Below are 23,282 nucleotides of genomic sequence, written 5' to 3'. Positions count from 1 at the left end.
GGCGCGGCTAAAACTCCACCTCGGCGCCCGCGATGATCGTGCGTTCGGGCGGGAGGTGCAGCACATGGGTGCGGTTCGCCGAACCGCGCTCGAGCCACCGGAAAAGTTGTTTGCGCCACCGGGCCATCACTCGCGAGCGGCCGGGCTCGATGCGGAACACCGAGAGCACGTACATGGCGTCCTCCGGGGCGAAGTGCAACTCCGGCGAGTGGTCGATCGCCTGACGCAGCGCCCGCGGCACATCCTGGTTGTCGTTGAAGCCGATCCGATACAGCACCTGGACGATGCCGTCGTCGGGGTCGCCGAGCGGGATGGTGACGATGCGGTCGGCGCGAGCCACATAGGGCACCGCGACGTGGACCATCGTGATGATCACGACGTGCTCGTGCACCACGCGATTGAACTTCACATTGCCGCGCAGTGCGAGCGGGACAGTCTCGGGGTTGCCGTGCGGGTAGACCGCGACGCCAGGAACCCGCTGCACCGCATCCCGCCGCAGCCCACTCACGAACTCCGGCAGGGACCCCTCGAGCTTGGCACGGTTGCCGAACAGCACTTCGGCACCCCGGCGCCAGGTCAGCATGATCGTAATGAACACCGCCGCGATGGCGAGCGGCACCCAACCGCCCGAGGCAATCTTGATCGCGTTCGCGGCGAAGAGCAGCAACTCGAGGCCGCCGATGATCGCGCCGAGCAGCACCACCTGCCAGGTCGGCCACTGCCACACGGCGTGTGCGAGCAAGAGGAACAGCGAGAGTTCGAGCAGCATCGTGCCGGTCACCGAGAGCCCATAGGCCGCGGCGAGTTCGGTCGAACTCTGGAATGTCACGACGAGCAGCACGACGCCGACGAACAGCACCCAGTTCACGAGCGGTAGGTAGATCTGCCCCATGTTGTTCCGTGACGTGTGCTTGACGCGGAGACGTGGCAGCAACGAACGTCGCACCGCCTGCCGGGCCACCGAGAACGCCCCCGAGATCACCGCCTGCGAAGCGATCACCGTGGCGAGCGTCGCGAGGATGACGAGGGGGATGCGGCCCCACGCCGGCGCGAGGTGAAAGAATGGGTTTGATGCGGTCGAGGGGTCGGCGAGCAGCATGGCGCCCTGCCCGAAGTAATTGAGCAGAAGCGACGGCATGACGAGCGCAAACCAGGCGAGCACGATGGGGCGCCGGCCAAAGTGGCCGAGATCGGCGTAGAGCGCCTCGACGCCGGTGACGGCGAGCACGACCGCGCCGAGCGCAAAGAAGCCGATGAGTGGGTTCGCGAACACGAACTCGATCGCGTAGGTGGGGGAGACGGCGCGCAGGATGCTGAGATCTTCGCGGATGTGGGCCGCGCCGAGCAGCGCCAGCACGACGAACCACACGATCATGACGGGGCCGAACGCCCGACCGATCACCCCGGTGCCCCAGCGTTGCACCGCGAAGAGCACGGTGAGGATGACGAGCGCGAGCGGCACGATCCACGTGGTCAGTTGCGGGTTCACCGTCTCGAGGCCTTCGACCGCACTCAGCACCGAGATCGCGGGCGTGATGAATGAATCGCCGAAGAAGAGCGACGCCCCGACCACCGAGAGCACCAGGGCGGCCCTCGCGCGCCCCGTGCCGGTGCCGAGCTTGCGGTGAATGAGCGCGGCAAGCGACAGGATGCCGCCCTCGCCATCGTTGTCGGCGCGGAGGATGAACCCCGCGTAAGCCACCGACACGATGATGATGAGACACCACGTGATGAGCGAAATGATGCCGAGGATGTCGCGCTCGGTCGGCTGCACCGCCCCGTTATGCAGCGCAAAGATGGTCTGCAGCGAGTACAGGGGGCTCGTGCCGATGTCGCCGAACACGACTCCGAGTGCGGCGAGTGCGAGCGCAGACAATTTAGTGGGGCGAAGGGCGCCGCCAGGGGTTTTCACGAGCGACGATATTCCTCCTTTGTCGGGGCCGGCGCAAGTACCCGATCGAGATCGATGTGTCGGGCGGCACTAGGCTCGAGCATCATGGGTGACATCGCGTATCAACTGGTCGGTTCGGGCGCGCGAAAGCTCGTCTTCTTCCACGGACTCATGGGGCGCGGCCGTAACTTCGGCGCGATTGCCCGCAGCCTCGGCGACGAGTTCACGAGCCTGCTCGTCGACATGCCGAATCACGGCGAGTCGGCCTGGACAGAATCCTTCAGCTACCTCGACATGGCCGACGCGCTCGCGGAAGTGGTGCGCGATGAATTTGCGAGTTCGGATGGGAAGCCCGAGTCGGTGGCGCTCGTCGGCCACTCGATGGGTGGCAAGGCCGCGATGGTGCTCGCGCTGCGTCATCCGGAGCTGATCGAGCGGCTCGCGGTTGTCGACATTGCACCCGGCGCATCCGGCAGCTCACCCGGCGGCTTCGAGCACCTGCTCACGAGCATGATGACGGTCGATTTGACCACCGTGACCCGCCGCAGCGACGCCGACGCGCAACTGCTCGACCGGATTCCCGACACCACGATTCGCCAGTTCCTGCTGCAAAACCTGCGTCCCGCGAACGGAGGCAGCTACGCCTGGCAGCCCAACCTCGCGATGCTCACGGGTGCCCTCAATGAGATCCTCGGCTGGCCGGAGTTCGTGGCGCCGCCGTACACCGGCCCGGTCCTGTGGATCGCGGGGGAGAAGTCGAATTACATCCGCGAGGAAGACGAAGCGCTGATGCGGGCGCTGTTCCCGCGCGTGCGCAAGGTGACGATTCGCGACTCGGGGCACTGGGTGCACTCGGAGCAGCCGGAGCGATTCCTTGCGACCCTGCGGTACTTCCTTGACCAGCCGAACCCGGAGCATCCGAGAGCGGGTTAGTGGCCCTCTGCGGCCTCGGGCTTCGCCGACTTGCCGAAGGGCAGCAGGTGCAGCACACCCACAATCGCGCTGCCGAGCACGAGGCCAAGCACGAACGAGCAGGCCGTGTTGATGAGCCAAGCGAGCGCGGCACCGACGCTAGGTACGGCCTCGCCAAAGCTCTCGAGGTGGTGCACGAACTCATACGGCGCGGTGACACCGAGCTCGGCGAGATTGACAAGCCAGAGGTGGCCGCCAACCCAGAGCATGGCAATGGTGCCGACCCAGGCGATGACGTCGAACACATGCGGCATGACGTTCGTCAGGCCGCGCCCGAACTTTGCCCGAGGTGCGCGACTCGACTTGCTCATCGCGAGCCCCACGTCGTCCAGCTTCACGAGGATCGCCACGGCGCCGTAGACCACCGCCGTCATGATGATCGCGACGATCACCATGATCGCGAGCCGCGCCAAGAACGCTTGGTCGAGCACTTCGTTCATCGAGATCACCATGATCTCGGCGCTGAGGATGATGTCGGTGCGCGTCGCGCTCGCCACGATCGACTTCTCGTCACGGGTGGCCGTTGTGGTTTCGCCCGCCTCGCTGTGGCCACCCCAGAACTTCTCAATGAGCTTCTCGGCGCCCTCGAAACAGAGGTATGCGCCGCCGAGCATGAGCAGAGGCGGCAGCAGCATCGGCAAAAACTCGGCGAGCAACAGGGCGATGGGCAGGATGAGCAGTAGCTTGTTGAGGAGCGAGTTGCGTGCGATCTTCCAGATGATCGGCAGCTCGCGGGCCGGGCTCAGCCCAGCAACGTACTGCGGCGTCACCGCAGCGTCGTCGATCACGACGCCGGCTGCCTTGGCGGAGGCCTTGGCGGCCATGCCCGCGACGTCGTCGACGCTTGCCGCGGCTGCGCGGGCGAGCGCCGCGATGTCATCAAGGAGTGCAACGAGACCGATAGCCATCTGGATCCTTCGATAGAGAGGTGCGCCTACAGTAGCGCGCTAGATCGACGTGCCGAGCGCCGCTAGCCTGCTGGCGGCTTCCTCGAGCACCTCGACGCGCTTGCTGAAGGCGAACCGCACCAGCGTCTCAACGCCAGTCGCGTCGCGGTAGAACACCGTCATTGGCACCGCGGCCACGCCGACGCGCTCGGGGAGTTTGCGGCAGAAGTCGATGGCCGAGGTCACGCCGAGGGGCCCGACGTCGGCGACGATGAAGTAGCCACCCTCGGGCACGTGCACGCGCATCCCGGTGACCTCAAGCGCCTCGACGAGGACGTCGCGTTGGCGCTGCAAGCTGTCGCGAATCTCGGCGATGCGCGTATCCGGCAGCCGCAGGCCCGCGGCGATGCCGCGCTGCATCGGCGCCGGGCCGACGAAAGTGAGGAACTGTTTCACGGTCGTGACTGCGGTGACGAGGTCGGGAGATGCACAGACCCAGCCGACCTTCCACCCGGTGGTGGCGAAGGTCTTGCCTCCCGACGAAATCAGGATGCTGCGCTCGCGCATGCCGGGCAGCATCGCGATCGGCGTGTGCTCACGCCCGTCAAACGTCAGGTGTTCATAGACCTCGTCGGTGATGACGACGAGGTCGTGGCGCAGAGCGACGTCAGCGATCCGCTGCAGTTCCTCGCGGCCAAAGACATGCCCAGTTGGATTGTGCGGGGTGTTGAGCAGAATGACCTTGGTGCGCTCGGTCACCGCGGCCTCGAGCCGGGCGGGGTCGATCGTGAACTCGGGCGCCTCGAGCCGCACGGGCACCAGGGTGGCGCCAGCGAGCGTGATCGCCGCGTCGTAGACGTCGTAGAAGGGCTCGAACGCGATCACCTCGTCGCCGGGCTCGCAGAGCGCGAGCAGGCTCGCGCTCAATGCCTCGGTGGCGCCGACCGTCACAAGGATTTCGCTGGCGGGGTCGTACCGCAGCCGGTAATAGTGCTGCTGGTGCGCTGCGATGGCGTCGAGCAGTTCGGGCACGCCACGCCCGGGCGGGTATTGGTTGTCACCCGTTCGGATGCCCGCCACGGCCGCGTCGAGTACCTCGCGTGGCCCGTCGGTGTCGGGGAATCCCTGCCCGAGGTTGATCGCACCATGCTCGTGGGCGAGCCTCGACATTTCGGCGAAGATTGTCGTGCCGAAGCGGCGCATGCGTGAAATGAGTTCGGGCATTACGAAAGTGTATCGAGCGAGCGGCGTACTCAGCCGTTCGCCATTCGCGACTGTCAGACTGGCGCCATGGCTACCACTGCATTTGAGGGTTCCCCCGTCACGACGTCCGGCGAGCTGCCCGAGGTCGGCGCTGCAGCGCCCGACTTCACGCTGACCGGCACCGACCTCAGCGACGTCAAGCTGTCAGACTTCGCCGGCAAGCGCGTCGTGCTGAACGTGTTCCCGTCGGTTGACACCGGCGTCTGCGCCGCCTCCGTGCGTAAGTTCAACGAGATTGCCGCCGGCCTCGACAACACGGTCGTCGTCACCGTCTCGCGCGACCTGCCGTTCGCGCTCGCCCGCTTCTGCGGCGCCGAGGGCATTGAGAACGTTGTCGCGACGAGCGCCTTCCGCTCGAGCTTTGGCGAAGACTACGGGGTCGTGCAGCAGGATGGCCCGCTCGCCGGCCTGCTCGCCCGCTCGGTCCTCATCATCAACGAGCAGGGCAAGGTCGCCTACACGCAGCTCGTGCCCGAGATCAAGCAGGAGCCGAACTACGACGAGGCGGTTGCCGCGCTGCAGTAGCGCGCCGCGATTCGCTCGTCCACCGGCGAGGCTATAGGCCAAGGAACGCGCGCATCGCATCGAGCTCGCGACCGGCCTGGGCCTCGCCGAGTGCGTACTGCTGCCGAAGCTTGCGCACGTTCGTCTCGCTGTTCGAAACGCCGAGGTTGGTGGGCGTGAAGAGGTAGGCGCGGCCCTCGGCCTCGAGGTCGAAGAGCTCGGCGCGGGTGTGGTTGTAGCGGCGCGGACGCTGCAGAATGCCGTTCACCATGGCGGGGTACTTGCGGAAGGTGCTTCGGTAGAAGCCCGTCACCTTCGCCGGCGGCTTGACGTAGTCACGAGGGCGGGTCATGACGACGAGGAATTTCTCGTAGCCGGCCGCCTTTGCAGCATCGATCGCGAAGCCGCCTGTCGGGCCAAGTGCGCCGTCGACAAAGACTTCGCCGTCAATCTCCACCGGTGGCATCAGCAGCGGGAGCGACGATGAAGCGCGCACCCGCACGAGCAGGTCGTACAGCTCGTGGATGTCGCTGCGAGACCAGTACTGGGCTCGACCGGAGCGCATCTCGAACGCCCCGACCGCGAAGTCGGCGGGGTTGGCGAGATAGGTGTCGTAGTCGTAGGGGAGCGCCTTGCCGGGCGCGGCGGTCTGCTCGTAGATGTACTCCGACGAGAAGAGTCCCTTGCCCTGCAACCAAGTGCGCATGTTGCCAAAGTTCGGGTCGGCCGCGAAGTCAACAAACGACTGGCGCGTGCGCCACTCGTCGCGCGAGAGATAGTTCGCGACGCAGCTCGAGCCCGCCGAAATGCCACCGACCCAGTCGAACCAGATGCCCTCGCGGATGAACATCGAGATCACGGCTGAGGTGTAACTTGCCCGCATCCCACCTCCCTCGATCACGAGCGCTGTGTCGTGGACATTCGACTTGAGCGGAGCGGAGTGGCGGCTGACGTCGGACATGTGTAAATCTTGGCACGGTCGGGCCGCACGAGAGGGGAACCGCATGGGCGAAGCGCAAAACCACCTGCGCGCCGTCGCGGCGGCCACCGCGACACAATTGCGCGCGGGTGGCGTCGCACCCGAGGCCCTGGGAGAGTTCGTCGCGCCACGGCGCCGACTCCTCGGAACCCGGCCCGCCCGTATCGAGCAAGTCGGGGAAGTCTGGCGCCTCGGCGTGCTGCTCCTGCGCGCGAGCGAACCAGCAGAGTTCCTCGGTGCTGGGCCTAGCCTGCGCGCGCACGAGCCCCCGCCCATCCTCGGCTACACCTCAGAGTCGGCGCGCGAGCGCGACGAGCTGCGGCATGCGGCCATTCGCGGTGGCTTCGCCGAGGGCACCGTGGTGCACTACGCCTCGACACCGCTTGGCGTAATCGACGAGGCGAGCAACCCGGTGAGCCTGCGCCACGGCGCCGTCGTGGTTCGCTGGGCTGCGGCATGCTCGCTGCAGCAGGCAACGGAGTTGGAAAGTTACGTGCGCGAACGTGTTGACCTGATTGCAACGGCGAGGATGTAGCGCGCCGCGAGAAAAAGTGCCACGATTGACCATCGTGTCCACTTCAAGCCCTACTTTTGCACCGCATGTCGCTGAGCTCATGCGTAACGGAGAGCACCCGCTGGTCATGCAGATGGCCCGGTGCGTCGACAGTGAATCTGAACTCACTGACTTCCGGTTTGATGACGCCGACGAGCGCGCGGGCGAGGACGTCGCAACCGACCGCTCGGCCGCGTTGCAGAACAACGACGACGAGGAGACCTGGGAACGTCGCGTTCTCGAGCTCCTCGACGGCGGCTCCTACTACGGCTGGCGCGGCAGCCAAGCTTCGCAGCTGCGCAAGGCGCTCGAACCGCCGACCAGCCAGCTGCTGATCACCGACCAGCGCCTCATGGCCGTCGATGTGAACAACCTCGACGAGCCCGAGCTCGAGTGGCAGAGCGAGCGAGACAGCCTCAGCAAGGTCTTCAAGCGTTCGCGCTTCCTCGAGCCCGGCCGCATCGTCATCGTCTTCGGTGACGGCTCGGTGCTCGCGGTGCACGTCGGCGTGCTCGGCGGCAAGGCAGCATCGAAGTGCGTCGCCGCCCTCGGCGCAGAATAGCGCCGAGTTTGGCTTAGCTCATGGAGTTGCGGGTGCCCCGCAGGTCCATGAGCGCGACGAGGATCGCCAGCGCCGCGACCACGATAATCGCGGCGAAGCCGATGGCGAGGGCGTTGTCCCAGCCACTGGATGCGGCCATGCTGAACGCGATGCTCGTGATCACGGCAATGCCGATCGCAGTACCGATGCGCTGCCCGGTCTGCAGCACGCCACCGGCGCTGCCCGCATAACGCAGCGGCACGTCGGCGAGCGTGAGCGTCTGATTCGGCGAGACGATGAGACCCTGGCCGATGCCGGTGAGCGCGAGCGTGCCGAGCAGCCACCATTCGCTCACGCCCGCCGTGCCATGCAGGAGCGCGACGGCGATGCTCAGGCCAAGACCGAGCACGACGAGCAGCAAGCCCCAGAGCACCATGATCCGACCGATGCGTACGACGTAGCGCCCGGCGATCGGTGCGGTGATCGCGCCGGCCAGGGCAGCGGGGAGACCGACCATGCCGGCCGTCAAGGCGTCGTGCCCGAGGCCGCGCTGCATGTATTGCGCGACGAGCAACCAGATGCTCGTGTTGCCGACGAAGTAGAGCCCAATCAGCAGCGCGCCATTTGAAAACGAACGGGTGCGGAACAGCTCCATGTCGACCATCGGCGTGCGCCCCTTGGCCCGATAGCGCAGCTCCCACCGAACCCAGAGCACGACGAGGCCTACGCCGAGCACGAGCGAGCTCCACACCCACCAGCCGAGCGCCGCCTCCATGAACGGCAGCATGACGAACAGCGTGCCGAGGGCGAGCAGCACCATGCCGACCGGGTCGAAGTCCGAGCGGGTGCGCCGCACGAGGGATGCGTTCGCGTCGGTGATGACGGGGATCTCGTGTGTCGTCGCGCTCGGGTCGTCGATCGCGAGGGCCCGCCACGTTGACGCGGGCAGGTAGGCGCGGGCGGCGAAGATGCCGGCGATCGCAATGGGCACGTTGACAAGGAACGAGGCTCGCCAACCGATTTCCTCGCCGAAAATGGCGATGAGCCCGCCACCGAGAATTGGTCCGATTGCGACCGAGATGCCGACGATTCCACCGAAGGCGCCGAAAGCACGACCGCGCAGCTCGCCCTGGAAGAACTGTTGAATGATGCCCGTGACCTGTGGGTTGAGCAGGCCCGAGCCGATGCCCATGATGACCCGCGCGAGGTTGAGCACCAGGATGTTCGGCGCGAGACCCGAACACAGAGCGCCGAGGCCGAACACGGCGAGGCCGAGCACGAACAATCGGCCGCGACCCCACACATCCCCGGCGCGACCCGAGGCGACCAGGAGCACGCCGAACACGAGCGCGTAGCCCGAAATCACCCACTGCAGGCCCGAGGTGCTCGCGTCGAGCGAATCACCGATGGCGGGCAGCGTTACGTTGACGATCGAAACGCTGAGCAGCGACATGAACGCGGGTACGAGAATCGTCGGCAGCAGCCGCCGCTGCTCGGCGCTGAATCCCGAACTCGCTGCTGCCATCTGCGCCGGTCCTTTCGGTGCGCGTCCGGTCGCGCACCGAGCCATTTCATCACGCGGCCGCTGAGCGCGTTCGGATCTGGGCGGCCGCAGTTGCCTGACGTAACACCAACCGCAACAGCTCGGGCGTGGGAATATGCTGATCGAATGACAGAACCTGCCGTCAATGACGCGGCACGCATTGCCCCTTCCCGCTCGGAGCGACTTGATCGTCTCCCGTTCACCGCCAAGCACGGTCGCCTGCTCTTCGGCAGCGGCGTCGGTTGGGCGCTCGACGCTATGGATGTCGGCCTCATCTCGTTCGTCATCGCTGCACTGATCGAGCAGCAGATTGTGACGACGGGCGAGGCGAGTTGGATCGCGTCGCTCGGCTTTGTCGGCATGGCTGTCGGCGCGACGCTTGGCGGGCTCATCGCCGACCGCATCGGCCGTCGCCAGGTGTTTGCCATCACACTGATCATCTACGGCTTGGCGACCGGTGCCTCGGCTTTGGCGAGCGGGGCGGCCCTACTCATGGTGCTGCGCTTCTTCGTCGGGCTCGGGCTCGGCGCCGAACTGCCGGTGGCCTCGACGCTCGTGTCGGAGTTCGCGCCGAAGCGCATCCGCGGTCGACTCGTCGTCTGGCTCGAGGCGTTCTGGGCCGTCGGCTGGATCCTCGCGGCGCTCGTCGGTACCTTCGTCGTGGCGAGCGGCGAGCAAGGCTGGCGCTGGGCCCTCGCCCTCGGCATGGTGCCCGCGGTGTACGCGATTGTGGTGCGGTTGGGCCTGCCGGAGTCGGTGCGGTTCCTCGAAGGCAAAGGGCGGATCGACGAGGCCGAGCGCATCGTGCGCGAGTTCGAGGCCTCGACCGAGACGCAGCAGACGATGCAGCGCATCCGCGAAGCCGAGCAGCAGCCGCCGGCACGGGCGGATGCGGTCGACGAGTCCGATGCGGTGGAGCGGCCGCACATCTGGTCGCCTGCCCTGCGCCGCCGCACGATCGCCCTCTGGACGATCTGGTTCTGCATCAACCTGAGTTATTACGGGGCCTTCATCTGGATCCCGAGCTTGCTCGTCGCCGATGGGTTCACCCTCGTGAAGTCGTTCCAGTTCACGCTGATCATCACGCTCGCGCAGCTGCCGGGGTATGCGGTGGCCGCCTGGCTCATCGAGGTGTGGGGCCGACGCGGCACGCTCGCCGTGTTCCTCGCCGGCTCGGCCGTGGCCGCAGCCTTCTATGGACTCTCGGGTGGCTTTGGTGAGGGCTGGATCATCGCAGCGGGGTGCCTGCTCTCGTTCTTCAACCTCGGCGCCTGGGGCGCGCTCTACGCGATCGGCCCGGAGCTCTACCCGACGAACATCCGGGGCACCGGCGCGGGTGCCGCAGCCGGGTTCGGGCGCATTGCGTCGATCATCGCGCCCCTGCTCGTGCCGGCGCTCGTCGCGGTCGGCGGCGGCAGCATCGTGCCCGTGTTCACGGTGTTCGCGATTGCGTTCGCGATTGCCGCGGGTGCGGCGCTCGTACTGCCCGAGCAGCGCGGCCGCGCGCTCGAGTGACTACGCTGAGGACATGACGTCTGACGCCGCTGCTGCTGGGTTGATGAGCCGTCGCGCGCTCGTGCGCACGACGGCCGTTGCGGGCGGGGGTGTCGCGCTCGCCGCGCTGCTCAGTGCGTGTGGTGAGTCGGGCGGCGCGACCGGTGAGACGGTCGCGCCATTCACGGTGCCGAAGGCTGAGGTGCCGGTCGGCGGCGGCATCGTGCTTGCGCAGTACAAGGCGCTCGTGACGCAGCCAGTCGAGGGCGAGTTCCACGCGTTTTCGGCCGTGTGCACCCACAAGGGATGCGTGCTTTCGGATGTGCAGGGCGATCGCGCCCACTGCGGCTGCCACAACAGCTACTTCGATCTTGTGACGGGCGAGCCGGTAGCGGGGCCTGCGCTGGAGCCGCTGCCCGAGCTCACCGTGACGCAGGACGGCGACGAACTCAGCATCAGCTAAGCGAACGTCACGGCAGCGACATACACTCAGGTTTGTGACTGCTGCGGTTTCCCACGATGTACTTCAAGAACTTGCCGGCCACTTCGGCATTGCGACCGAGTTCACCGACTGGCTCGGTGAACATCGAGAGGTATCAGACGAAACGCTGATCTCGGTGCTCGGGGCACTCGACGTTGACGCCTCGTCCGACGACTTGGCGCGCACCGCCCTGGCCGAGCTGGCGAATCGCCGCTGGCGGCACGTGGTGCCACCGACCGTCGTGACGCGCGTCGGCGAGTCGACCGAGGTACTCGTCCACGTGCCTGATGGCGCGAGCGTGCAGCTCGCCGTCGAACTCGAAGAGGGTGGCCGCGTCGAGCTCGAGCAGCTCGATCACTTCGTTGCCCCGCACGAGGTCAACGGTCTCGCCGTGGGCGAGGCAAAGTTTGCCCTGCCCGCGCGCATCCCCGCCGGCTGGCACGAGGTCGTCGCGACCCTCGACGGCGCCGAGATTTCGCCCGAGGCGCGCGCCGTGCTCGATGTGAGCGCACGCCGTCAGCGCGGCGCAAGCGAGCCGATCATCGAGGCGCGCGGCACACTCATCAGCGCACCCGACGCGAGCAACTTCGACGTGCCCGAGCCAGTGTGGGGGCTCATGGCCCAGCTCTACCAGGCGCGCAGCTCGCGCTCGTGGGGGCTCGGTGACCTCGGTGACCTGCGCACACTCGGCGAGTGGAGCGCCGAGCATGACGGTGATTTCGTGCTCGTCAACCCGTTCCACGCGCCGTCGCCGGTCACGCCCCTCGAGCCCTCGCCCTACCTGCCGACGACGCGACGGTTCCTCGACCCGAGCCTCATCAGCATTGACGACCTCGTCGCCTCCGAGCCCGTCAGCCAGGAGGCCGGCCAGCGACTCGCCGAGCTCGCGATGTTCTGCCGACAGAACCACCATCGCGACGTCATCGACCGCGACGGCACCTGGCTCGCCAAGCGCGAGGCGCTCGGTCTGTGCTACGACGCGGCGCGACACGGTGACGAGGGGCGCTGGCACGACTTCGGCGCGTTCTGCGAACTCGAGGGGCAGGGGCTCATCGACTTCGCCACCTGGACGGTGCTCTGCGAGCAACTCGGTGGCAATTGGCGTGACTGGCCCGAAGAGTACCGCTCGCCGCGCGGTGAGGCCGTCGATATTTTCCGGCAGGAGCACGCCGAGCGAGTCGAGTTCTACTGCTGGGTACAGTTCGTGCTGCGCGACCAGGGTGCGGCCACGCAGCAGCGGCTGCGCGATGCTGGGATGCGCATCGGCGTCATGCATGACCTCGCGGTTGGCGTGCATCCCTCGGGTGCCGACGCATGGTCGCTCGTCGACTCGCTCGCTCGGGGTGTGTCGGTCGGCGCGCCGCCTGACCAGTACAACCAGCTCGGCCAGAACTGGTCGCAGCCGCCGCTGCGTCCGGATGCGCTCGAGCGGCTCGGCTACGAGCCACTGCGTGACGTGCTGCGCGCGGCATTCGCCGGGGCGGGCGCGCTGCGCATCGACCACATCCTTGGCCTGTTCCGACTCTGGTGGGTGCCTGAGGGGCGCGACGCGAGTGAAGGCACGTACGTCAGCTACAACCACGAAGCGATGATCGGGGCGCTGCTGCTTGAGGCCGAGCGCGCTGGCGCGCTCGTGATAGGTGAAGACCTCGGTGTCGTGAGTGAACTCACGCGCGAGGTCATGGCCGAACGTCAGGTCTACGGCACACAGATCATGTGGTTCGAGTTCGAAGACGACGGCACCCCGAAGCGGCCAGAGCACTATCGACGCGAGTGTCTCGCTTCGGTGACGACGCACGACCTGCCGCCAACCGCGGGCTTCCTCGAGCTTCGTCACGTCGACATTCGCAACCAGCTCGGTCTGCTGACCCGCTCGGTCGAGGAGGAGCGCGCTGCTGAGCAGGAGCTTGTCGACGCGTACCGGCAGCAGCTTGTCGACGACGGCCTCGTCGGGGAAAACGCGAGCACCGAGGATCTCGTGCTCGGCCTGCACAAGCGCATGGCCGCATCCAGCGCGAAGCTGTTCGGCGTGTCGCTCGCGGACATGGCGGGGGATCGCCGACCGATTAATCAGCCCGGAACCTTCCGCGAATACCCGAATTGGACGCTGCCTTTGGCAGATGCCCACGGAACCGTACTGTTGCTTGACGAGATTCTTGGTAGCAATATCGCAACAAGTGTCGCGCAATCTGCCCAGCGCGGCGAGTGATGGACTAACGTAACCTGCGCCGAACGTTTGTTGAGAGTTCACTGCCTAATCGGTGTGAGTTTTCTCAATAGCTGTTCGGGGGTCGCTGCACGACGGCGTCTCCCACCTCAGTCTCAACCGGTGTAGTTACGCAATGGCGCTTTCCAAATTTTTGCTCAGGAGATTCCTTAACTATGCGATTTTGGCCTTTCTGGCCACGTCGCTTGCCTATCTCCTCGCGTCCTCCCTCCTGCATCCGCAAGAGGTGATGTACCCACCGAACACGGCCGGCGGCCGACCGATTCCACTCGACGTTCAGCAGGCGTACTTTGACGCACGAAACATCAACCCCGATGTTTCGGTCTGGCAGCGCTACCTCAACTGGCTCGGCAACCTCTTCACCGCGCCGTGGGAGGACAAGTTCGGCGTCACGACCGGCACTGACAAGAAGGCGCTCCCCGTCTTCCCCCAGGTCATCAGCCGCGTTGGCATCTCGCTTCGACTCGTCGTGCTCGGCACGCTCATCGGTGTCATCGGCGGCATCGTGCTCGGCGCCTGGACGGCCGTCAAACGCGGCAAGCTGAGCGACCGCACCGTGTCGTTCATCAGCTTCGTCGTACTCGCGCTGCCGACGCCCGTGATCATCCTCGTCCTGCAGGGCGCGAACATGGCGATGCGGGGCGCGACCGGCTTTGGCTTCCCCTCGGTGAACGCGATTGACCCGAACGCCGTGCCGGGCAGCTGGGACGACATTTCCTTCCAGATCCTCGCGCTCGTTCTGCCGACCATCGCGCTCGCCCTCATGGGGGTCGCGAGCTATTCGCGCTACATGAAGGTGACGACGCTCGACGTGCTCGGCGCCGACTACCTCCGCACCGCCCGCGCGAAGGGTCTCACCAAGGGGCAGGCCATGCGCAAGCACGGCTTCCGCATGGCGCTGATTCCGATGGGGCAGTACTTCGCCTACGCGTTTGCGGGGGCCTTCTCTGGTTCATTCTTCGTCGAGCGCCTCTTCAACTGGCAAGGCATCGGCAACTGGGCGCTCGTGCAGATGCAGATCGCCGACGTCAACGGCACCGCCGCCGTTGTGCTCTATACGGCGATCCTCACGCTCATCGCCGCCACGCTCGCTGACTTCATCCAAGCCGTGCTCGACCCGAGGATCCGGTGATACCCATGGCCCGTCGTAATCGCTCCAGCAACGGACCCTCGGGAGTCGGCGTCGCCGTTCCTGACGTCACCGCCACCGACTCTGAGACCGATGTCATCAACCTCGGTCAGTCCGACACTTCCGTTGGCGGCGTTTCCGAGCCGCTGACCCGCCGCGCCGCGGTCGGCCGCGCGACCCTCGTCTGGCGCCGCATGCGCCGCATGCCGTCGTTCTGGATCGGCGCTGGCGTGCTCGGCCTGCTCGTGCTCTGCGCGATCTTCCTGCCGATGGTGTACCAGTACACGCCGATCGAGTACGACTACGCGAACCAGCTCAAGGGCCCGAGCCAGTACCACTGGTTCGGCACGAACGCCCAGGGGCAGGATCTCTTCGCCCAGATCATGGCCGGCCTGCGCATCTCGCTCGTCGTGGGCTTCGGCACGGCCATCGTCGTGACCGTGCTCGCGACCTTCTTCGGCACGCTCGCCGGCTACTTCGGCGGCGCGATTGACTGGGTTGTCGTCAACCTCATCAACTTCCTGCTCGTCGTGCCGGCCCTGCTCATGATGCTGCTGCTCAGCCCGATCCTGCAGGGCGCGCACTGGATTCTCATGGTGCCGCTGCTCGCGATCTTCTCGTGGATGCTCACGGCGCGTGTGCTTCGTGCGCTGACGCAGGGTGTCGTGAACATGGAGTACGTGCAGGCGGCGCGGTTCATGGGTGTGCCGCACCGCAAGATCATCATGCGCCACATCATCCCGAACATCTCGTCGTGGATGATCATCGACACCACGCTCGGCGTCGGTGGCGCGATCCTCGCCGAGACCGGCCTGTCGTTCCTGGGCTTTGGCATCCTGTACCCGAACTTCTCGCTCGGCTCGGTGCTGCAGGGCTACAACATCGCCTTCCCCCACACGTGGGTGCCGGCCGCGACCATCCTCGCGCTGCTCGTCATCTCGATCAATATGGTCGGCGAGGCGCTGCGCGACGCCCTTGACCCGACGAGCGGACGGGGCCACTAGACATGACAACGCAACCCATTCTCGAAGTTTCTGACCTCTCGGTCTCGTTCCCGAGCGAGGCGGGCGTCGTGCAGGCGGTGCGCAAGCTGAGCTACTCGGTGTATCCCGGCGAATCGCTTGCGATCGTGGGCGAGTCAGGCTCTGGTAAGTCGGTGTCGTCGCTCGCCGTCATGGGGCTACTGCCCGACTCGGCACGCATCTCCGGTTCGATCAAGCTTCAGGGCGAGGAGCTCCTGACGAAGACGGATGCGCAGCTGTCGAAGCTGCGCGGCAAGACCGTGTCGATGGTGTTCCAGGACCCGCTCTCGGCGCTGACGCCCGTGTACCGCATCGGCGAGCAGATCGCCGAGACCATCATGATTCACAAGGGTTCGTCGAAGGCCGACGCCGAGAAGCGCGCGGTTGAGCTGCTCGACGCCGTCGGCATCCCCAACGCCGCGCTGCGCGCGAAGTCGTACCCACACGAGTTCTCGGGCGGAATGCGCCAGCGCGCGATGATCGCGATGGCGATCGCGAACGACCCCGATCTGATCATCGCCGACGAGCCGACGACGGCGCTCGACGTGACGATTCAGGCGCAGGTGATGGACCTGCTCGAGACGGCGCAGGAAGTGACGGGCGCAGCGACCGTGCTCATCACGCACGACCTTGGCGTCGTGAGCGGTTTCGCCGACCGCGTCATGGTCATGTATGCGGGCAAGGCCGTCGAGTTCGGCGACGTCGACTCAATCTACGCCGACCCGCGCATGCCCTACACGAAGGGTTTGCTCGCCTCGGTGCCGCGCATCGACGCGACCGAGAAGTCGCCGCTGACGCCGATCGAGGGCACGCCGCCCTCGCTCATCCGGCTGCCGCAGGGCTGCCCGTTCGCTGCGCGCTGCCCGATCGCGACCGAGCTGTGCCGCACCGTCGAACCCGACCTCGAACCGACGAACGTCGAGGGCAATTTCGCGGCGTGCCATCACAGCAGCGAGCTGCGCGCGGGCGAGGAGATCTTCCCGCTGCCCGAGCTTGCCGAGACGCACATCCACACGCCGCGCGAGGAGCGCGACGTGGTGCTCGAACTCGACCAGCTGGAGCGCGTCTACCCGCTCACGAAGGGCGCGCTCGTGAAGCGCCGCGTGGGCGAGGTGCGCGCCGTCGACGGTGTGACCCTCGACCTGCGCGAGGGCGAGACGCTCGCGCTCGTGGGGGAGTCGGGCTCGGGCAAGACCACCACGATCATGGAAATCATGAAGCTCGACAAGCCGCAGGCGGGCTCGATTCGCATCGACGGCCGCGACGTCGGCACGTTGTCGCGCCGTGAGAAGCTCGACCTGCGCGCACAGATGGCCATGGTGTTCCAAGACCCGATGGCGTCGCTCGACCCGCGCATGCCGATCGGCGACATCCTGCGCGAGCCGATGGAAGTGCACAACTTCACGCGCGAGCAGATGGATGAGCGGGTCGACTGGCTGCTCAAGACGGTCGGCCTCCTCCCTGAGCAGGCCTCGCGTTACCCGAGCGAGTTCTCGGGCGGCCAGCGCCAGCGCGTCGGCATCGCGCGCGCCCTCGCGTGCGACCCGCGATTGCTCGTGCTCGACGAGCCGGTTTCGGCCCTCGACGTGTCGATTCAGGCCGGCGTCATTAATCTGCTCGATGACCTCAAGAATCGTCTTGGGCTCAGTTACTTCTTCGTGTCGCACGACCTCTCGGTGGTGCAGCACATCGCCGACCGGATCGCCGTGATGTACCTCGGCACGATCGTCGAGCTCGGCACGACCGAGGAAGTCTTCGGGGGCCAGGTGTCGCATCCGTACACCCGCGCCCTCCTCTCAGCCATCCCCATCCCCGACCCCAAGGTTGAGCGGGAACGGGAACGAATCGTGCTCACCGGCGACCTCCCGTCGCCGGCGGACACCCCAACCGGCTGCCGGTTCGTCAGCCGTTGCTACGTATATCAACACCTGCTCGGCGACGAGCAGCGCGCGAAATGCGATAGCGAGATGCCTCCGCTCGAAGCTCGGGGGGAGCGCGACCATGCCGTCGCGTGCTACTACCCCGAGTTGACCGCAGAGTACGAACCAATCCCCACGGAAATACCGACTGCGCTCTCTTAAGGAGGCACCATGAAGAAGCGGATGATCGGTGGCCTTGCTGCTCTTGCGGCGTTCAGCCTTGTGCTGAGCGGTTGTGCACGAGCGGACGAGGACCCGAACAGCACGAGCGACGGTGGCACGGAACACCTCGACATCACTGCGAACGAGATCAACCCCAAGGACTACGACGAGCTTGGCGAAGGCGGCACGCTGCGTCTGGGGAACAACGCCTACCCGGCGAACTTCAACACGGCCTCGAACGACGGTAACGAGAAGAACACCGTCGCGATCATGAATGCGGTGTACCCCAACCTGTACACCTACACGGCCGATGGTCAGATCGTCGCGAACGACCTCTACACCGAGAGCCTCGAGCTCACGAGCGAGAGCCCGATGACCATCACGGTGAAGCTCAAGGAGGGCATCACTTGGTCGGACGGCACGCCGCTCGACTGGACTTCGGTGAAGAACAGTGCTGACGCGATGGTGAACCCCGACTTCGACGTTGCGTCGCGCGAGGGCTGGGAGCTCATCGACTCGGTCGAGCAGGGCGACAACGAGTACACCGCGGTCATCACCCTCAAGGAGGGCGAGATCTACGCTGACTGGCAGGGCCTCGTTTCGGCCATGCCCGACGCGCTCGTCGAGTCGCCAGACATGTTCAACAGCGGCTGGGTTGAAAAGCCCCTCGTGACCGCCGGTCCCTACAAGATCGACAAGGCCGACGGTGCGAACAAGGTCGTCACGCTGGTGCCCGACGAGAACTGGAACGGCGACCGCAAGGCGCGCCTCGACCGCATCTCGTTCACGACCTATGAGGACCCGCAGGCGAGCGCCACGGCGTTCCAGGATGGTCAGCTCGACATGGTCGACGCCGGCACGCAGGCCGTGTACACCGTTGTTTCGCCGCAGGTTGAGTCGGGCGACTACGAGCTTCGCTCGGCCGCCGGCCCCGACTGGACCCACTTCACGCTCAACGGCAGCGAGGGCAACATCCTCGCCGACCAGAACCTGCGTCAGGCCTTCAACTACGCCATCGACCGCAAGAGCATCTTCCAGGCGCTCAACGGCACGATGCCGTACCCGGACGGCATGGCTGACGACCTGCTCGGCAACCACATGCTCGTGCAGAACCAGAACGGCTACGAGAACAACGCGGGCGACTACGGCACCGCCGACGTCGAGAAGGCGAAGGAGCTCATCGAGGCCTCTGGCTGGGAGATGGGCGACGACGGCTACTACGCGAAGGACGGCGAGACCCTCACCGTTCGCTACGTCTACAACGCCGGTTCGCAGACCAACGGCACCGTTGCGCCGATCGCGACCGAGAACCTGAAGGAGGCTGGCATCGAGCTCAAGATCGAGCAGGTGCCGCCGACCGACCTGTTCTCGAAGTACGTGATTCCTGGCGACTACGACGTCACGCTGTTTGGCTGGGCGGGTAACCCGTTCGTCACCTCGTCGGTGTCGATCTGGAAGTCCGACGGCGAGCAGAACTTCTCGGGCGTGGGCAACGACGAGCTCGACTCGACGCTCGACGAACTCAACGCGACGACCGACCCCGACCAGCAGATCACGCTGCTGAACGAGGCGGACCAGCAGTTGTGGGAGGTCGCCGGCAACCTGCCGCTGTTCCAGGCCTACGACTTCTTCGTCGCTGACCCGGACCTCGCGAACCTCGGCGCTCCGGGCTTCGCGTCGATCCCCGACTGGACGATGGTCGGCTTCGTCGAGGGCGCTGACAACCTGAGCTAATCCTCGCCACCGCTAACCCACCCGGTTCGCGTTTCACAAACAGTTGAGTGGTCGTTTTTTGTAGTTCTGACGCCGTTAGAACTACAAAAAGCGACCACTCAACTGCGTGTTAGGGGATGCGGCGGCGGAGTTCGGCGACGAGCGTGCTGAAGGGGCCCGGCTCGAGATCCTCTTTCGTGAGGCGGATGTGGCGGGCGCCGGCGGCCGTGATGAGGCGCGAGCGGGTGAGATCGTCGCGCTGCTTCTGCTCGTCGCCGAAATGCTCGGCTCCGTCGTAGTCAAGGTAGGTGCGTGACGGCGGGTGACCGAGGTCCGGGCGCAGCACGCGACCGGTCCGTGTCACGAACTCGGGCTGCACCTCGAACTCTGGGATGCCGGCATCGACGAGCCGGCACCGCAGCTCGGTCTCCTTCGGCGATTCGACGCGCGGGCGCATCCGTTCGAGCACCTCCCGCAACACGGTGATGCCTGGGGTGCGCTTCATCTGGCGCAGCGCGTCCCGCACCTCGTCCTCGGTTGCCATCGGCAGCTCGAGCGCGGTAATGCCTGGGTAGTTGGTCGAGCCAGTGAGCATCGCATCGGCCATCGCCGTGGCCTCGAGCGCCGTGAGGTCGCGGCAGGAGGTCAGCAGCGCCAACAGCGGCGGCACCACGGGCAAGCCGAGGTGCTCGACTCGCTCGAACCGCGCATCCAAGATGCGCCGGGGCTTCAGCCCCGCGGTGCGGTCGCGGCCGTGCGACTTCGGGACGACAATTTCGGGGATGTGCTTGGCGGCGACCCAGCGGGACGGCATCGGCAGCCCCCAAATCGCGGCGGCGGTGAGGCCGCTGAACGCCTCGAACGGGCCCATTCGTGGCGCATACGCATGGCATTTTTGCAGCAGGGTCGACGTCGCCCCAATCGACCGCGTGCCACGAAACGGCCGCTGCCAGTACTGGCCGCGGAGCTGCCCCCACGACATGCCCTGCGCGAGTGCATCGACCACCGAAAACCCGGCGGGCGACAAGCCGGCCGGCACCACAATCCTTCGTTTCATGCGGCGCACGTTAGCCACCGCATCCGGCGCCGGCCCCCGTTATCCACACCTCCATCCGTTGAGTGGTCGGTTTTTGTAGTTTCCACAGGCTGGAAACTACAAAAATCGACCACTCAACCATTCAGGGAGGGGAGCAGGGGGGGGCGGGGCTAGGGTGGCGGGGTGGATGTTGTGGTGGCGCGGCGGCGCCTGCGGTGGGAAATCGCGATCGTGCTGTCGCTGTCGTTGTTGCCGTCGGCGCTCTATGCCGTGCTCGACCTCGTCGAACTCGCGTTATCGACCACACCGGTGGCGGATGCGCAAACCACGTTGAACCCGCAGGTGTCCGACACCGCGATCCTCGACACACTCAACCGGGTGGTGCGCTTCTTCGCCGGCGTCGCGCCCGTCGCGCTCGTCGTCTGGCTGCTCTGGCAGCGCCACGAAACGGGGTTCCACCGACTCGGACTGAACTGGCGGGGTTGGGGCGACATCGGTCGCGGCGCGCTCCTCGCCGCGAGCGTCGGCATCCCGGGTCTCGCGCTCTACGCGGGGTCCCGGCTTGCGGGCTACACGCTTCAGGTCATCGCGGGTGACCCGACTTTCCAATGGGACTCCACCATCGCCCTCGTGCTCTCCGCGGTGCGCGCGGCGCTCATCGAGGAGGTCGTCGTGGTGGCGTATCTCGCGCTGCGGCTGCGCGCCCTCGGCTGGCGCCCCACCGCGATCGTCCTGGCAAGCGCACTGCTGCGCGGCAGCTATCACCTCTACCAGGGCATCCCAATGGCACTCGGCAATGTTGCGATGGGGCTACTGTTCGCCACCGTCTTCCTCTGGCTGCTCAATCGCAAGCGCGACGCGGGCGAGCCGAAGCGCAGCCGAGTGCTGCCCCTCGTCGTGGCGCACTTCATCCTCGACGCCGTCTCATTTCTTGGCTATCCGTTCGCGCTCGCGCTATTTCCACAGATTTTCTGAGCCCGACCCGGCGAATCCACTACGACCGCGTAGACTGAAGTGTCCGATTCAGGCACAACGAAAGTTCTCCGCGTATGACCGCATCTCCCGCCCGCCGACAGGATCTCCGAAACGTCGCCATCGTGGCACACGTTGACCACGGCAAGACCACGCTGGTTGACGCCATGCTGAAGCAGACCGGAACCTTCGGTGCACACTCCGCCCACGAGGGCGAAGAACGGGTGATGGACTCGAACGACCTCGAGCGCGAGAAGGGCATCACGATCCTCGCGAAGAACACGGCGATCCGCTACGACGGCAAGAACGCCGTCGACGGTCCCGTGACCATCAACGTTGTTGACACCCCCGGCCACGCCGACTTCGGTGGCGAGGTCGAGCGCGCGCTGTCGATGGTGGATGGTGTCGTCCTCCTCGTCGACGCGTCCGAGGGCCCGCTACCGCAGACCCGCTTCGTGCTCCGCAAGGCACTCGAGGCCCTGCTGCCCGTCATCCTCCTCGTGAACAAGACCGACCGCCCGGATGCGCGCATCGACGCGGTCGTGGGGGAGTCGCAGGACCTCCTGCTCGGCCTCGCGAGCGACCTCGCCGACGACGTGCCCGACCTCGACATCGACTCGCTGCTCGAGTTGCCGGTGCTCTACGCCTCGGGCCGTGCCGGCGCCGCGTCGTACAACCAGCCCGCCAATGGCGAACTGCCAGACAACGACGACCTCGAGCCGCTGTTCGAGGCAATCCTCAAGAACATCCCGGCCCCGACGTTCGACCCCGAGGCACCGCTCCAGGCGCACGTGACGAACCTCGACTCGTCGCCGTTCCTCGGCCGCCTCGCGCTCCTGCGCATCCACAACGGCACGCTGAAGAAGGGCGAGACCGTCGCTTGGGTGCACGGTGACGAGACCCGCACGGTGCGCGTCACCGAGTTGCTCGAGACAAAGGGCCTCGACCGCGTGCCCGCGGAATCGGCTGCGCCCGGCGACATCGTCGCCATCGCGGGTATCGAAGACATCACCATCGGTGACACGATCGCCGACGCGAACGACGTTCGCCCGCTGCCGCAGATCTCGATCGACGAGCCGGCGATCTCGATGACCATCGGCACCAACAACTCGCCGCTCGTCGGCAAGGTGAAGGGCCACAAGCTCACGGCCCGCATGCTGAAGGACCGCCTCGACCGCGAGCTCATCGGTAACGTGTCGATTCGCGTCGAGGACATCGGCCGCCCGGATGCGTGGGAGGTGCAGGGTCGAGGCGAGCTCCAGCTCGCGATCCTCATCGAGAACATGCGTCGCGAGGGCTTCGAGCTCACCGCGGGTAAGCCGCAGGTGGTTACCCGCCAGATCGACGGCAAGACCTACGAGCCCTTCGAGCACGCGACCATCGACGTGCCCGAGGAGCACCTCGGCGCGATCACGCAGCTCATGGCCGCCCGCAAGGGTCGCATGGACTCGATGGAGAACCACGGCTCGGGCTGGATCCGTATGGAGTTCACCGTGCCGGCCCGCGGCCTCATCGGTTTCCGCAGCGAGTTCATGACCATCACTCGCGGCACCGGCATCGTCAACTCGATCGCCGGCGAGTACGAGCCCTGGGCCGGCACGATCACGACCCGCACGAACGGCTCGATCGTTGCCGACCGCGCGGGCGTCGTGACCCCGTTCGCCATGATGGGCCTGCAGGAGCGCATGTCGTTCTTCGTTGAGCCCACCGACGAGGTCTACGAGGGCATGGTGGTCGGCGAAAACTCGCGCGCCGACGACATGGACGTCAATATCACGAAGGAAAAGAAGCTCACGAACATGCGCTCCTCGACGTCGGACGAGCTCGAGCGACTCACTCCGTCGCGTCAACTCACGCTCGAAGAGTCGCTCGAGTTCGCGCGCGAGGACGAGTGTGTCGAGGTGACTCCCGAGAAGGTGCGCATCCGCAAAATCAACCTCGACGCGAACACGCGTGCCCGGGCAACCGCGCGCGCGAAGCGCGGTGAGGCATAG

19 protein-coding genes are annotated in these 23,282 nt (G+C 66.2%); 13 read left to right on the top strand and 6 right to left on the bottom strand.

The features are described 5' to 3' along the window. Nucleotides 1-7: 7 nt before the first annotated feature. Nucleotides 8-1,876: a potassium transporter Kup gene (locus QM019_RS05515; RefSeq protein ID WP_282852193.1), complete on the bottom strand. Its 1,869-nt coding sequence runs from the start codon at nt 1,874-1,876 to the stop codon at nt 8-10. Between the two features lie 120 nt (nt 1,877-1,996). Between QM019_RS05515 and QM019_RS05510 the strand changes: the two genes are divergently transcribed. After that, the gene (locus tag QM019_RS05510) at nt 1,997-2,824 is read left to right on the top strand and encodes an alpha/beta fold hydrolase (protein ID WP_282852192.1); all 828 of its coding nucleotides are present in this window, start codon (nt 1,997-1,999) and stop codon (nt 2,822-2,824) included. Here QM019_RS05510 and QM019_RS05505 read toward each other — a convergent pair. Then, nucleotides 2,821-3,771, bottom strand: a complete 951-nt coding sequence (locus QM019_RS05505; protein ID WP_282852191.1) for a DUF808 family protein — start codon at nt 3,769-3,771, stop codon at nt 2,821-2,823. The two genes, QM019_RS05510 and QM019_RS05505, sit on opposite strands and share 4 nt — an antisense overlap. Nucleotides 3,772-3,810: 39 nt before the next feature. Then, the gene (locus tag QM019_RS05500) at nt 3,811-4,974 is read right to left on the bottom strand and encodes a pyridoxal phosphate-dependent aminotransferase (protein WP_282852190.1); all 1,164 of its coding nucleotides are present in this window, start codon (nt 4,972-4,974) and stop codon (nt 3,811-3,813) included. A gap of 66 nt (nt 4,975-5,040) precedes the next feature. On the opposite strand from QM019_RS05500, the gene tpx reads away from it, so the two are divergent. Then, nucleotides 5,041-5,538 (top strand): thiol peroxidase, encoded by a 498-nt coding sequence (gene tpx / locus QM019_RS05495; RefSeq protein ID WP_125106197.1) that lies wholly within the window; start codon nt 5,041-5,043, stop codon nt 5,536-5,538. A 31-nt stretch (nt 5,539-5,569) separates the two neighbouring features. Here the strand turns inward: tpx and QM019_RS05490 are convergent, their stop codons facing one another. Then, entirely contained in the window at nt 5,570-6,478 is a 909-nt protein-coding gene (locus QM019_RS05490) for a patatin-like phospholipase family protein (protein ID WP_125106196.1), read from the bottom strand. A gap of 43 nt (nt 6,479-6,521) precedes the next feature. Here QM019_RS05490 and QM019_RS05485 point away from each other — a divergent pair, with 43 nt between their 5' ends. Together QM019_RS05485 and QM019_RS05480 are read left to right on the top strand one after the other, a co-directional pair. Further along, nucleotides 6,522-7,031, top strand: coding sequence for a glutaminase (locus QM019_RS05485; RefSeq protein ID WP_125106195.1), 510 nt, complete (start codon nt 6,522-6,524; stop codon nt 7,029-7,031). Nucleotides 7,032-7,110: 79 nt separating this feature from the next. Beyond that, entirely contained in the window at nt 7,111-7,611 is a 501-nt protein-coding gene (locus QM019_RS05480) for a hypothetical protein (protein ID WP_282852189.1), read from the top strand. 13 nt (nt 7,612-7,624) lie between these two features. Here the strand turns inward: QM019_RS05480 and QM019_RS05475 are convergent, their stop codons facing one another. After that, on the bottom strand, nt 7,625-9,115 hold the full coding sequence (locus QM019_RS05475; RefSeq protein ID WP_282852188.1) for an MFS transporter: 1,491 nt from the start codon (nt 9,113-9,115) through the stop codon (nt 7,625-7,627). A gap of 144 nt (nt 9,116-9,259) precedes the next feature. On the opposite strand from QM019_RS05475, the gene QM019_RS05470 reads away from it, so the two are divergent. The 7 genes from QM019_RS05470 to QM019_RS05440 all read left to right on the top strand — a co-directional run bounded on the left by QM019_RS05470 (nt 9,260) and on the right by QM019_RS05440 (nt 19,301). Further along, complete coding sequence (locus tag QM019_RS05470) at nt 9,260-10,648, top strand: MFS transporter (RefSeq protein ID WP_282852187.1); 1,389 nt, start codon at nt 9,260-9,262, stop codon at nt 10,646-10,648. A gap of 13 nt (nt 10,649-10,661) precedes the next feature. After that, nucleotides 10,662-11,090: a QcrA and Rieske domain-containing protein gene (locus QM019_RS05465; protein WP_282852186.1), complete on the top strand. Its 429-nt coding sequence runs from the start codon at nt 10,662-10,664 to the stop codon at nt 11,088-11,090. 34 nt (nt 11,091-11,124) lie between these two features. After that, entirely contained in the window at nt 11,125-13,317 is a 2,193-nt protein-coding gene (gene malQ / locus QM019_RS05460; RefSeq protein ID WP_282852185.1) for a 4-alpha-glucanotransferase, read from the top strand. A 181-nt stretch (nt 13,318-13,498) separates the two neighbouring features. After that, on the top strand, nt 13,499-14,467 hold the full coding sequence (locus QM019_RS05455; RefSeq protein WP_282852184.1) for an ABC transporter permease: 969 nt from the start codon (nt 13,499-13,501) through the stop codon (nt 14,465-14,467). 5 nt (nt 14,468-14,472) lie between these two features. Further along, a complete protein-coding gene (locus QM019_RS05450; protein WP_282852183.1) occupies nt 14,473-15,468 on the top strand; it encodes an ABC transporter permease in 996 nt (331 codons plus the stop codon). Nucleotides 15,469-15,470: 2 nt separating this feature from the next. Beyond that, nucleotides 15,471-17,567: an ABC transporter ATP-binding protein gene (locus QM019_RS05445; RefSeq protein ID WP_282852182.1), complete on the top strand. Its 2,097-nt coding sequence runs from the start codon at nt 15,471-15,473 to the stop codon at nt 17,565-17,567. 9 nt (nt 17,568-17,576) lie between these two features. Further along, the gene (locus QM019_RS05440; RefSeq protein WP_282852181.1) at nt 17,577-19,301 is read left to right on the top strand and encodes an ABC transporter family substrate-binding protein; all 1,725 of its coding nucleotides are present in this window, start codon (nt 17,577-17,579) and stop codon (nt 19,299-19,301) included. Between the two features lie 109 nt (nt 19,302-19,410). On the opposite strand, the gene QM019_RS05435 is transcribed toward QM019_RS05440, so the two are convergent. Beyond that, complete coding sequence (locus tag QM019_RS05435; RefSeq protein WP_282852180.1) at nt 19,411-20,337, bottom strand: hypothetical protein; 927 nt, start codon at nt 20,335-20,337, stop codon at nt 19,411-19,413. 162 nt (nt 20,338-20,499) lie between these two features. On the opposite strand from QM019_RS05435, the gene QM019_RS05430 reads away from it, so the two are divergent. Further along, nucleotides 20,500-21,291 carry a CPBP family intramembrane glutamic endopeptidase gene (locus tag QM019_RS05430; RefSeq protein ID WP_282852179.1) on the top strand — a complete coding sequence of 264 codons (792 nt, stop codon included), beginning with the start codon at nt 20,500-20,502 and terminating at the stop codon, nt 21,289-21,291. Nucleotides 21,292-21,365: 74 nt separating this feature from the next. Further along, complete coding sequence (typA, locus tag QM019_RS05425; RefSeq protein ID WP_282828112.1) at nt 21,366-23,282, top strand: translational GTPase TypA; 1,917 nt, start codon at nt 21,366-21,368, stop codon at nt 23,280-23,282.

The sequence above is a fragment of the Gulosibacter sediminis genome (assembly GCF_030011715.1).
Classification (GTDB): domain Bacteria; phylum Actinomycetota; class Actinomycetes; order Actinomycetales; family Microbacteriaceae; genus Gulosibacter; species Gulosibacter sediminis.
Note: the sequence above shows the minus strand (reverse complement) of the source record. Positions and strands in the feature narration are given on the sequence as shown.

Coding starts and splice junctions, on each gene's coding strand:
- QM019_RS05510 (WP_282852192.1), top strand. CDS start 1,997: ATGGGTGACATCGCGTATCAACTGGTCGGTTCGGGCGCGCGAAAGCTC.
- QM019_RS05505 (WP_282852191.1), bottom strand. CDS start 3,771: ATGGCTATCGGTCTCGTTGCACTCCTTGATGACATCGCGGCGCTCGCC.
- QM019_RS05500 (WP_282852190.1), bottom strand. CDS start 4,974: ATGCCCGAACTCATTTCACGCATGCGCCGCTTCGGCACGACAATCTTC.
- tpx (WP_125106197.1), top strand. CDS start 5,041: ATGGCTACCACTGCATTTGAGGGTTCCCCCGTCACGACGTCCGGCGAG.
- QM019_RS05490 (WP_125106196.1), bottom strand. CDS start 6,478: ATGTCCGACGTCAGCCGCCACTCCGCTCCGCTCAAGTCGAATGTCCAC.
- QM019_RS05485 (WP_125106195.1), top strand. CDS start 6,522: ATGGGCGAAGCGCAAAACCACCTGCGCGCCGTCGCGGCGGCCACCGCG.
- QM019_RS05480 (WP_282852189.1), top strand. CDS start 7,111: ATGCGTAACGGAGAGCACCCGCTGGTCATGCAGATGGCCCGGTGCGTC.
- QM019_RS05475 (WP_282852188.1), bottom strand. CDS start 9,115: ATGGCAGCAGCGAGTTCGGGATTCAGCGCCGAGCAGCGGCGGCTGCTG.
- QM019_RS05470 (WP_282852187.1), top strand. CDS start 9,260: ATGACAGAACCTGCCGTCAATGACGCGGCACGCATTGCCCCTTCCCGC.
- QM019_RS05465 (WP_282852186.1), top strand. CDS start 10,662: ATGACGTCTGACGCCGCTGCTGCTGGGTTGATGAGCCGTCGCGCGCTC.
- QM019_RS05450 (WP_282852183.1), top strand. CDS start 14,473: ATGGCCCGTCGTAATCGCTCCAGCAACGGACCCTCGGGAGTCGGCGTC.
- QM019_RS05445 (WP_282852182.1), top strand. CDS start 15,471: ATGACAACGCAACCCATTCTCGAAGTTTCTGACCTCTCGGTCTCGTTC.
- QM019_RS05440 (WP_282852181.1), top strand. CDS start 17,577: ATGAAGAAGCGGATGATCGGTGGCCTTGCTGCTCTTGCGGCGTTCAGC.
- QM019_RS05435 (WP_282852180.1), bottom strand. CDS start 20,337: ATGAAACGAAGGATTGTGGTGCCGGCCGGCTTGTCGCCCGCCGGGTTT.
- typA (WP_282828112.1), top strand. CDS start 21,366: ATGACCGCATCTCCCGCCCGCCGACAGGATCTCCGAAACGTCGCCATC.